5 protein-coding genes, 21 tRNA genes and 2 rRNA genes (1 of these 28 cut by a window edge) are annotated in these 8,487 nt (G+C 46.1%); 26 read left to right on the top strand and 2 right to left on the bottom strand.

Features of this window, described 5'->3' with window-relative positions; genetic code table 11:
• The 23 genes from QNH43_RS24815 to QNH43_RS24705 all read left to right on the top strand — a co-directional run.
• Positions 1-139, top strand: a 23S ribosomal RNA gene (locus QNH43_RS24815) (it extends 2,793 nt beyond the left edge of the window).
• A 121-nt stretch (positions 140-260) separates the two neighbouring features.
• Positions 261-376 (top strand): 5S ribosomal RNA (gene rrf / locus QNH43_RS24810).
• A gap of 11 nt (positions 377-387) precedes the next feature.
• Positions 388-463: transfer RNA gene (locus tag QNH43_RS24805), tRNA-Val, on the top strand.
• Positions 464-473: 10 nt separating this feature from the next.
• Positions 474-549, top strand: a tRNA-Thr gene (locus tag QNH43_RS24800).
• Positions 550-569: 20 nt separating this feature from the next.
• Positions 570-645, top strand: a tRNA-Lys gene (locus QNH43_RS24795).
• An 8-nt stretch (positions 646-653) separates the two neighbouring features.
• Positions 654-735: transfer RNA gene (locus tag QNH43_RS24790), tRNA-Leu, on the top strand.
• An 8-nt stretch (positions 736-743) separates the two neighbouring features.
• Positions 744-818, top strand: a tRNA-Gly gene (locus QNH43_RS24785).
• Between the two features lie 12 nt (positions 819-830).
• Positions 831-919: transfer RNA gene (locus QNH43_RS24780), tRNA-Leu, on the top strand.
• Between the two features lie 9 nt (positions 920-928).
• A tRNA-Arg gene (locus tag QNH43_RS24775) sits at positions 929-1,005 on the top strand.
• Between the two features lie 11 nt (positions 1,006-1,016).
• A tRNA-Pro gene (locus QNH43_RS24770) sits at positions 1,017-1,093 on the top strand.
• A 17-nt stretch (positions 1,094-1,110) separates the two neighbouring features.
• Positions 1,111-1,186: transfer RNA gene (locus QNH43_RS24765), tRNA-Ala, on the top strand.
• Between the two features lie 28 nt (positions 1,187-1,214).
• Positions 1,215-1,291 (top strand) — tRNA-Met (locus tag QNH43_RS24760).
• Between the two features lie 10 nt (positions 1,292-1,301).
• A tRNA-Ile gene (locus QNH43_RS24755) sits at positions 1,302-1,378 on the top strand.
• A gap of 21 nt (positions 1,379-1,399) precedes the next feature.
• Positions 1,400-1,492: transfer RNA gene (locus QNH43_RS24750), tRNA-Ser, on the top strand.
• Positions 1,493-1,597: 105 nt separating this feature from the next.
• Positions 1,598-1,671: transfer RNA gene (locus tag QNH43_RS24745), tRNA-Met, on the top strand.
• Positions 1,672-1,677: 6 nt separating this feature from the next.
• Positions 1,678-1,753: transfer RNA gene (locus QNH43_RS24740), tRNA-Asp, on the top strand.
• Between the two features lie 23 nt (positions 1,754-1,776).
• Positions 1,777-1,852 (top strand) — tRNA-Phe (locus QNH43_RS24735).
• Positions 1,853-1,869: 17 nt separating this feature from the next.
• Positions 1,870-1,945, top strand: a tRNA-His gene (locus QNH43_RS24730).
• Positions 1,946-1,949: 4 nt separating this feature from the next.
• Positions 1,950-2,023, top strand: a tRNA-Gly gene (locus QNH43_RS24725).
• A gap of 5 nt (positions 2,024-2,028) precedes the next feature.
• Positions 2,029-2,105 (top strand) — tRNA-Ile (locus QNH43_RS24720).
• A 10-nt stretch (positions 2,106-2,115) separates the two neighbouring features.
• A tRNA-Asn gene (locus QNH43_RS24715) sits at positions 2,116-2,190 on the top strand.
• Between the two features lies 1 nt (position 2,191).
• Positions 2,192-2,282: transfer RNA gene (locus tag QNH43_RS24710), tRNA-Ser, on the top strand.
• A gap of 3 nt (positions 2,283-2,285) precedes the next feature.
• Positions 2,286-2,357 (top strand) — tRNA-Glu (locus QNH43_RS24705).
• A gap of 41 nt (positions 2,358-2,398) precedes the next feature.
• On the opposite strand, the gene QNH43_RS24700 is transcribed toward QNH43_RS24705, so the two are convergent.
• Entirely contained in the window at positions 2,399-3,148 is a 750-nt protein-coding gene (locus QNH43_RS24700) for a TraR/DksA C4-type zinc finger protein (protein WP_283916091.1), read from the bottom strand.
• Positions 3,149-3,295: 147 nt separating this feature from the next.
• Positions 3,296-4,216, bottom strand: a complete 921-nt coding sequence (locus QNH43_RS24695; protein ID WP_283916090.1) for a 1,4-dihydroxy-2-naphthoate polyprenyltransferase — start codon at positions 4,214-4,216, stop codon at positions 3,296-3,298.
• A 299-nt stretch (positions 4,217-4,515) separates the two neighbouring features.
• Between QNH43_RS24695 and QNH43_RS24690 the strand changes: the two genes are divergently transcribed.
• The 3 genes from QNH43_RS24690 to menH are packed head-to-tail and all read left to right on the top strand — an operon-like array spanning position 4,516 to position 8,487.
• Positions 4,516-5,925: an isochorismate synthase gene (locus QNH43_RS24690; protein ID WP_283916089.1), complete on the top strand. Its 1,410-nt coding sequence runs from the start codon at positions 4,516-4,518 to the stop codon at positions 5,923-5,925.
• A complete protein-coding gene (gene menD, locus QNH43_RS24685; RefSeq protein ID WP_283916088.1) occupies positions 5,918-7,669 on the top strand; it encodes a 2-succinyl-5-enolpyruvyl-6-hydroxy-3-cyclohexene-1-carboxylic-acid synthase in 1,752 nt (583 codons plus the stop codon). The genes QNH43_RS24690 and menD overlap by 8 nt, the downstream gene beginning before the upstream one ends.
• Positions 7,666-8,487, top strand: a complete 822-nt coding sequence (gene menH, locus QNH43_RS24680; RefSeq protein WP_283916087.1) for a 2-succinyl-6-hydroxy-2,4-cyclohexadiene-1-carboxylate synthase — start codon at positions 7,666-7,668, stop codon at positions 8,485-8,487. The genes menD and menH overlap by 4 nt, the downstream gene beginning before the upstream one ends.

The raw sequence follows: 8,487 nt of genomic DNA, 5'->3' as shown, positions 1-8,487 counted from the left end.
ATGAAGCCCCCCTCAAGATGAGATTTCCCATGGCGCAAGCTAGTAAGATCCCTGAAAGATGATCAGGTTGATAGGTCAGAGGTGGAAGCATGGTGACATGTGGAGCTGACTGATACTAATAGATCGAGGACTTAACCAACGCTTTTAAAAAAAAATGAAATACCTTCTTATTATCTAGTTTTGAAGGAATGAAAATTTCTTCTTGCATTTTCTCAAAAAGACGTTATAATAATATATGTCTTGAAAAAATGTTAACATTGTTTGGTGACGATAGCGAAGAGGTCACACCCGTTCCCATTCCGAACACGGCAGTTAAGCTCTTCAGCGCCGATGGTAGTTGGGGGTTTCCCCCTGTGAGAGTAGGACGTCGCCAAGCAGGTTTCATATGGAGGATTAGCTCAGCTGGGAGAGCATCTGCCTTACAAGCAGAGGGTCGGCGGTTCGATCCCGTCATCCTCCACCATTTTACACCTGCCGGTGTAGCTCAACTGGTAGAGCAACTGACTTGTAATCAGTAGGTTGGGGGTTCAAGTCCTCTTGCCGGCACCATTTTAAGATAGTACAAGCACGAGCCATTAGCTCAGTTGGTAGAGCATCTGACTTTTAATCAGAGGGTCGAAGGTTCGAATCCTTCATGGCTCACCATTTCATATGCGGGTGTGGCGGAATTGGCAGACGCACCAGACTTAGGATCTGGCGCCGCAAGGCGTGGGGGTTCAAGTCCCTTCACCCGCATCTTTCATGCGGAAGTAGTTCAGTGGTAGAATACAACCTTGCCAAGGTTGGGGTCGCGGGTTCGAATCCCGTCTTCCGCTCCACTTTTCGTATGTGCCGGGGTGGCGGAACTGGCAGACGCACAGGACTTAAAATCCTGCGGTAGGTGACTACCGTACCGGTTCGATTCCGGTCCTCGGCACCATCATAATATGCGCCCGTAGCTCAATTGGATAGAGCATCTGACTACGAATCAGAAGGTTGTAGGTTCGACTCCCGCCGGGCGCACCATGTTTTTATTGCGGGAAGTAGCTCAGCTTGGTAGAGCACTTGGTTTGGGACCAAGGGGTCGCAGGTTCGAATCCTGTCTTCCCGACCACGTGATTTTTAATGAATGGGGCCTTAGCTCAGCTGGGAGAGCGCCTGCCTTGCACGCAGGAGGTCAGCGGTTCGATCCCGCTAGGCTCCACCATTTTTCAATCAGATACTTATATTATATTGGCGGTGTAGCTCAGCTGGCTAGAGCGTACGGTTCATACCCGTGAGGTCGGGGGTTCGATCCCCTCCGCCGCTACCAATAAATATAAGGACCTTTAGCTCAGCTGGTTAGAGCAGACGGCTCATAACCGTCCGGTCGTAGGTTCGAGTCCTACAAGGTCCACCATATTCACTTTTCAAAAGCCATGGAGGTATACCCAAGTTCGGCTGAAGGGATCGGTCTTGAAAACCGACAGGGGAGTCAAATCCCGCGGGGGTTCGAATCCCTCTACCTCCTCCATTTTTTTAAAAAAAGCAGCAAGTTGTTTTGAAACACCCTTACATAAAGGATGCGGACGAAACGATATACACGAAAACTTGATGCGAATCGTTTCATTATTACCGTCGCGGGGTGGAGCAGTCCGGTAGCTCGTCGGGCTCATAACCCGAAGGTCGCAGGTTCAAATCCTGTCCCCGCAATTATTAGGTCCCGTGGTGTAGCGGTTAACATGCCTGCCTGTCACGCAGGAGATCGCGGGTTCGATTCCCGTCGGGACCGCCATTCTTAAAATTGAATACATATGTGGCTCAGTAGCTCAGTCGGTAGAGCAAAGGACTGAAAATCCTTGTGTCGGCGGTTCGATTCCGTCCTGAGCCACCATATTATAAAAAATTACGGCGATTGTGGCGAAGTGGTTAACGCACCTGATTGTGGTTCAGGCATTCGTGGGTTCGATTCCCATCAGTCGCCCCATTTCGCGGGTGTAGTTTAGTGGTAAAACCTCAGCCTTCCAAGCTGATGATGAGGGTTCGATTCCCTTCACCCGCTCCAAATATGGGCCTATAGCTCAGCTGGTTAGAGCGCACGCCTGATAAGCGTGAGGTCGATGGTTCGAGTCCATTTAGGCCCACCATATTCATTGTTCCGCAGTAGCTCAGTGGTAGAGCATTCGGCTGTTAACCGAACGGTCGTAGGTTCGAGTCCTACCTGCGGAGCCATGGGGAAGTACTCAAGAGGCTGAAGAGGCGCCCCTGCTAAGGGTGTAGGTCGCGCGAGCGGCGCGAGGGTTCAAATCCCTCCTTCTCCGCCAGTTGGCCCGTTGGTCAAGCGGTTAAGACACCGCCCTTTCACGGCGGTAACACGGGTTCGAATCCCGTACGGGTCATAACAAAAAAGGAAGCATACATTCATGTATGCTTCTTTTTTTCATTTCTTTTCATTGATATAACTATCTTTTTGTTTATAGGGAATGTCTCCAAGATTTGATTCTATATTTTCTTCCTCCAGTGTATCTTCAAATTCCTTTTGCTTCTTGTTCGTTATATTCACTCTATTTTTTCCTTCGATATCATTTGCGGCATATCCTTCATAGTCTTCAGGAAACCCGTTCGTTTCATCCTCGGTTTTATAAAGATCATTATAATTGTCATGATCGCCTGTGTAATCGGATGGTGTTTCGGATGTACCGAATTTGGCAACTTCACCAAAGCTATCTTCTTTATCCACCATTTCGATTCCATGACGATTTTCAAAATGATCACCCTTGGAAGGAATCAGTATATCCTCTTCCACAGGCCGGTCCTGTGAAAGTGGCCGTTCTGGGGCGTGCTCGACACAGTGGAGGGTACTTGGGATCGCTTCAAGCCTCTCGATGGGGATTTCCCTATTGCAGGTTTTACAATGGCCATACGAACCTTCTTCCATGGCTTTTAAAGCTTCATCGATCTTCTCCATTTCGGATTGTGCGTGCTCATCGAGTGCTTGATTCCGTTCCATCTCGAATAATTCGGTTCCTAGGTCAGCGGGATGATTATCATAGGATGATAATTCCCCTACGGATTCGGTCTGGCTTTTATCCAGAACGGATTGTTCATCATTTTGAATTCTATTACTTAGCTCATTCTTTTCCTGGAGCAGTTCTTTTTTGAATTTTTGCGTTTGTTGTTTCGTTGCCATATCGGATTCACTCCTTCTAAAGTCTAAATATCATTTTATATTGGTAGGATGGTTGTATTATCTATTACCCGATTCGGGGGATAGGAAAACAATATGGAACGGATGATAGAAAAAAAGGACTGAGCGGATGGGCTCAGTCCTCGGAGGTTATATAAGATAGCTGATGAATAATCCAATGGCCATGAGTAAGCCAAAGAATGTGTTCGTTTGGGCCGTGGCTTTCATTGCTGGCACCATCGTGATCGGCTGCGTTTTACCTACGAAGCCTTTGATTGCGGCCAGGGCTTTCGGGATGCTTAGGAAGGCAAGGAGGATCCACGCCGTTACGCTTCCGGTAAGGACTAGCCCAACTAGCCATAGGTAAGAGAAGGCGAACATGATTGCCATGAATGTCAGGGCGTTTTTCCGACCCATGACTACTGGCATCGTTTTGCGGCCATGTGCCTTATCTCCGTCATGGTCACGTAGGTTATTGGATAAGTTGATCAACCCGACCAATATTCCACTTGGAATGGCAATTAAGATGGCTGTTGAAGAAACATCACCGGTTTGAATGAAATAGGCGATCAGGATTATCAAAAAGCCCATGAACAATCCAGAAAAAAGTTCCCCGAATGGTGTATATGAAATGGGCAGGGGGCCGCCTGTATAAAGATAGCCGACAAGCATGCAAACGAGTCCTACTGCAGCAAGCCACCAAGATGATGCGGCACAGATATAGATTCCAATTATCAAGGCGATGGCATACATGCCAAGGGCCAAGTTCATGATTAGTTTGGGGGTCATCCCATGACGGACGATCCCGCCGCCGATGCCTACGGATTCCTCTGTATCCAAACCTCTCTTGAAATCATAGTATTCATTGAATAAATTGGTTGCAGCTTGAATCAGGATACTTGCAATCATCATGGCAGCGAATAATAACCAATTCACTCCATCTTCCAAAAGTGCAATAACAGTTCCAAGCAAGACTGGGACAAAAGCTGCGGTTAGTGTATGTGGACGAATTAACTCCCACCAAATTTTCCAGGTCCGTTTAAGGGGAAGTCCGTCGTATTCTGTTTGCATTATTTCTCTCCTCAAAATCATTATTGGTTCTCTCGAAATTATAACAAATATTGAAATGTTGCACAAAAGGTTATCCTAATAAATGCAGGAAAAGTGGGCAAGAGTGATATTTGGAATTCATGGATGATGCATTTCCAGAATCAAGGATATTTCTCTACATTCGCTAAGATTCATATAATAAGGAAAAAAGCAGGAAAGAATCGGTCGGTAAAGGGGCGTTTTATTGACATGAGGTTCAAGGGAGGTGTATCTTTAAATAGGTTAAAAAGCTTTTAAAATGTACATTTGGGGGGATTTTTTTGGCTATCTCAGAGGAAACTGAACAGTTTCAGGGACTGGCTTCAGCTATACAAAAGGCGAAGGACTTGAATGATCAAGTTCTATTCAGTCATATTAAGAAAGTTAATTGCAACAACCCCCTTTCATTTTATCAAGCTGGAAGAGAACGGTACGCGGGTGAACGCTTTTTCTGGGAGGACCCTGCAAAGGAAATAACCATCACCGGTTTAGGCAATGTTAAGAAACTCAAAGCGGCATCGAATGCCGAACGTTATAGAGAAGTCGAAAAGAGCTGGATCAAATTGCAGAATACTGCTGTCAAAACAGGAGTGATCGATGTGGAAGCGACAGGTCCCTTACTGTTTGGAGGCTTTTCTTTTGATTATGAAACGGACAGTACGCTCCTGTGGAACCAGTTCGGGGACAACCTGTTTTATATACCTGCCTTCATGCTGTCAATAGTGGGGAAACAAGCTTACTTAACGACAAACTTACTTTGTTCGCCTGATGATTCAGAAAAACTCTTCATAGATATGATAAATGAACGGGAAGCTTTTCTTTTAGAAAGCTTGGATGGCAATGGATCGGCTGCAAATTCCCTGGTTATGCAGAGGGAAGTCGAACCTGAGGAATGGAAGCGGACGGTCGAAGGGGCTGTTCAGGAAATCAAGACGACAGATCTCGACAAGATCGTTTTGGCAAGGGAGCTTCGACTTGTTTTTGAACGTTCCATCGATTCAGGGAAAGTGCTTGAACAATTGATTGCAGAGCAGCCTTTAAGCTATATTTTCAGTTTGGAGGCTGGCGGTGACTGTTTTGTAGGTGCCACCCCTGAACGTTTAATTAAGAAACAGGGAAATGAAGTTTTTTCAACCTGTCTTGCCGGATCGATGGGACGAGGGAAAGATGAGCAGGAAGATGTTTGTCTTGGTGAAGAATTGCTTCATGACCAAAAGAATTTACAAGAGCATCAATATGTCGTGTCGATGATATCCAATGCTTTTGATTCTGTATGCGAAAAGGTGATGGTTCCGGGCCAACCGACACTTATGAAAAACCGTCATATCCAGCATTTGTACACACCTGTCCGCGGTATATCCAAGGAAGGTGTCACGATTTTTGAATTCGTCGAGAACCTCCATCCAACACCTGCCATGGGCGGACTTCCAAAAGAAAAGGCTGTTGTCCGGATTCGGGAAATGGAAGGTCTTGAACGAGGCTTTTATGCGGGTCCTTTAGGTTGGGTGGATACGTATGGAAACGGGGAATTCGCTGTAGGGATACGTTCTGCCCTATTACAGAACAATGAGGCATCCCTCTTTGCCGGATGCGGGGTAGTCGAAGATTCGACTCCCGAAAGTGAATTCAGGGAAACAGGGATTAAATTCAATCCGATGTTAAGTGCTTTAGGAGGAAATCTTAATGAATGACCGAGATGCATTGACAGCGTATGCTGCTTCATTCGTCGATGAGCTGGCACAAAATGAGGTGAAGCATGTGGTGGTGAGCCCAGGTTCACGATCCACGCCCCTAGCTTTGTTGCTGGTGGAACATCCTGATATCGAGATTCATATTAATGTGGATGAGCGTTCGGCTGCTTTTTTTGCCCTTGGTTTGGCTAAGGCCTTAAAAGAACCTGTCGGACTTCTTTGTACGTCCGGTACAGCCGCAGCAAACTATTACCCAGCCGTCATTGAGGCTTTCTATTCAAGAGTGCCGCTTATTGTACTTACCGCTGACCGCCCGCATGAATTGCGTGATGTCGGAGCCCCGCAGGCGATCGATCAGATACATCTTTACGGGAGACATGTAAAATGGTTTGTCGAAATGGCACTTCCTGAAAGCACGGATGGGATGATGCGGTATGCCAGAACGGTCGGTGCAAGGGCAGTGGCTACAGCGGCAGCTGAACCTGCAGGGCCTGTACATTTGAATTTCCCGCTTCGTGAACCATTGATTCCGGATCTGGAGAAAGCAAAGGAGTACAGGCAAAATAAAATGACGCCTGCAGTGTTGATTGACAGTGGAGAACGGTTACTGTCCGCATCACAAATACAAGCTGTTGCAACTACATTGTCACAAGCTAAGCAAGGTATGATTGTATGTGGAGAATTACCGCATCCAGAGATGAAGGAAGCCATCATCGCATTAGCGGAAAAACTTGCTTTTCCTATACTGGCTGATCCCCTTTCCCAGTTAAGGAGCGGAAGTCATGACAAAGCCGTCATAATTGATGCGTATGATACGTTTCTACGCGATGAGACGGCAAAAGCGGCTTTCAGGCCGGAAGTGATCTTGCGTTTCGGGGCAATGCCTGTTTCTAAACCCTTATTGTTATTCATGAAAAACCAAAAACAGGCAATCACTTTGGTCGTCGATGGCGGAGCAGGCTGGCGTGAACCTGCCGGATTGGCAACGAATATGATTTACTGCGAAGAGAAAGATTTTTGTTTGAAAATTGCTGATAAAATTATTTCTTCCCCTGATGATGATTGGCTTCGTTTATGGCAGACCGTCAACGGAGCGACGAAGGATGCCCTGGCCTCCGTCAGGGATGAATCGGAGTTAAGTGAAGGCAAGCTGTTTGCCCTGCTTACTGATATGATGCCATTGGAATCGACGCTGTTTGTCGGGAATAGCATGCCTATACGTGATTTGGATACTTTCTTTTTGAATAATGGAAAAGGAATCAAAACCATGGCAAATCGAGGTGCGAACGGGATCGATGGTGTCGTTTCCACTGCTCTTGGCGTAAGTACGGTATCAAAAAATACAGTGCTGGCAATCGGGGATTTAAGCTTTTTCCATGATATGAATGGCTTGCTTGCGGCAAAACTTCAAAAACAAAATATCACGATATTGCTGGTTAATAATGATGGCGGCGGCATATTCTCCTTCTTGCCGCAGGCGAATGAGAGGGAACATTTCGAAACGCTATTCGGCACGCCTCATGGGCTTGATTTTTCCCATACTTCACAGCTTTATGGCGGTAAATACAGCAAGGTCCAAAGTTGGGATGAGTTTGAGAAGGTATTTACGGAGTCATTTGAAATTCAAGGTCTGAAAATCATCGAAGTACCGACAGAAAGAGAGTCCAATCTACAAAAGCATCGAAATTTGTGGAGCTTTGTTTCCCAGGAAATAAAAATGGTGTTAGACAGGGAAATATCATGAATATTGTCAGCAAGGATGTCAATTATGCTGTTGAAATAACGGGAAATGGAGATCCTCTTGTACTTTTACATGGATTTACGGGAAATCGGGATACATGGAAGTTCCTCATTCCGCTACTGAGTGACAGGTATACCATGATAATGGTCGACATCATCGGTCATGGCATGTCTGCGTCACCAGCCGATCATCGAAGGTATAAGATGGAGCGTGTGGCTGAGGATATCAAGTATATTTTGGATGTGTTACATTTCCCGAAAGCACATATCCTTGGATACTCAATGGGCGGAAGGCTCGGATTGGGATTTGCCTGTTTGTATCCCGAGTATGTTGATACATTGATATTGGAGAGCGCTTCACCAGGCCTTTTAACAGAAGGGGAACGGGAAATCCGAAGGGAAAATGATAGGAAGCTTGCCGAACGGATTCTTGTAAATGGCATGGAAGCGTTTGTGGATCAATGGGAAAACATCCCGCTGTTTGAAAGTCAAAAACGGTTGTCGTCCAAAACCAGGTCGGCCATTCGGGAGCAGCGGTTGGCAAATGACCCTGCCGGCCTTTCCAATAGCCTTCTTGGTATGGGGACAGGCAGTCAGGCATCATACTGGGAACAATTGCAAACTCTTGATTTCCCTGTACTCCTTGTAACCGGTGAACTTGACCGTAAATTTTGTGACATTGCGGACTCCATGAAGAGAAAGCTGAAGCGGGCCGAATGGAAAATAATAAATGATGCGGGACATGCGATTCATGTGGAAGTTGGAGAAAAGTTTGGTAAAATAATAAGTGAGTTTTTAAAGCGAAATAAAGGGAGGAATTAA

This window comes from Peribacillus simplex (assembly GCF_030123325.1).
In the GTDB taxonomy this organism is placed as follows: Bacteria; Bacillota; Bacilli; order Bacillales; family DSM-1321; genus Peribacillus; species Peribacillus simplex_D.
The sequence above is the reverse complement of the archived record's forward strand: the minus strand, read 5'-3'. Positions and strand labels throughout refer to the sequence as shown.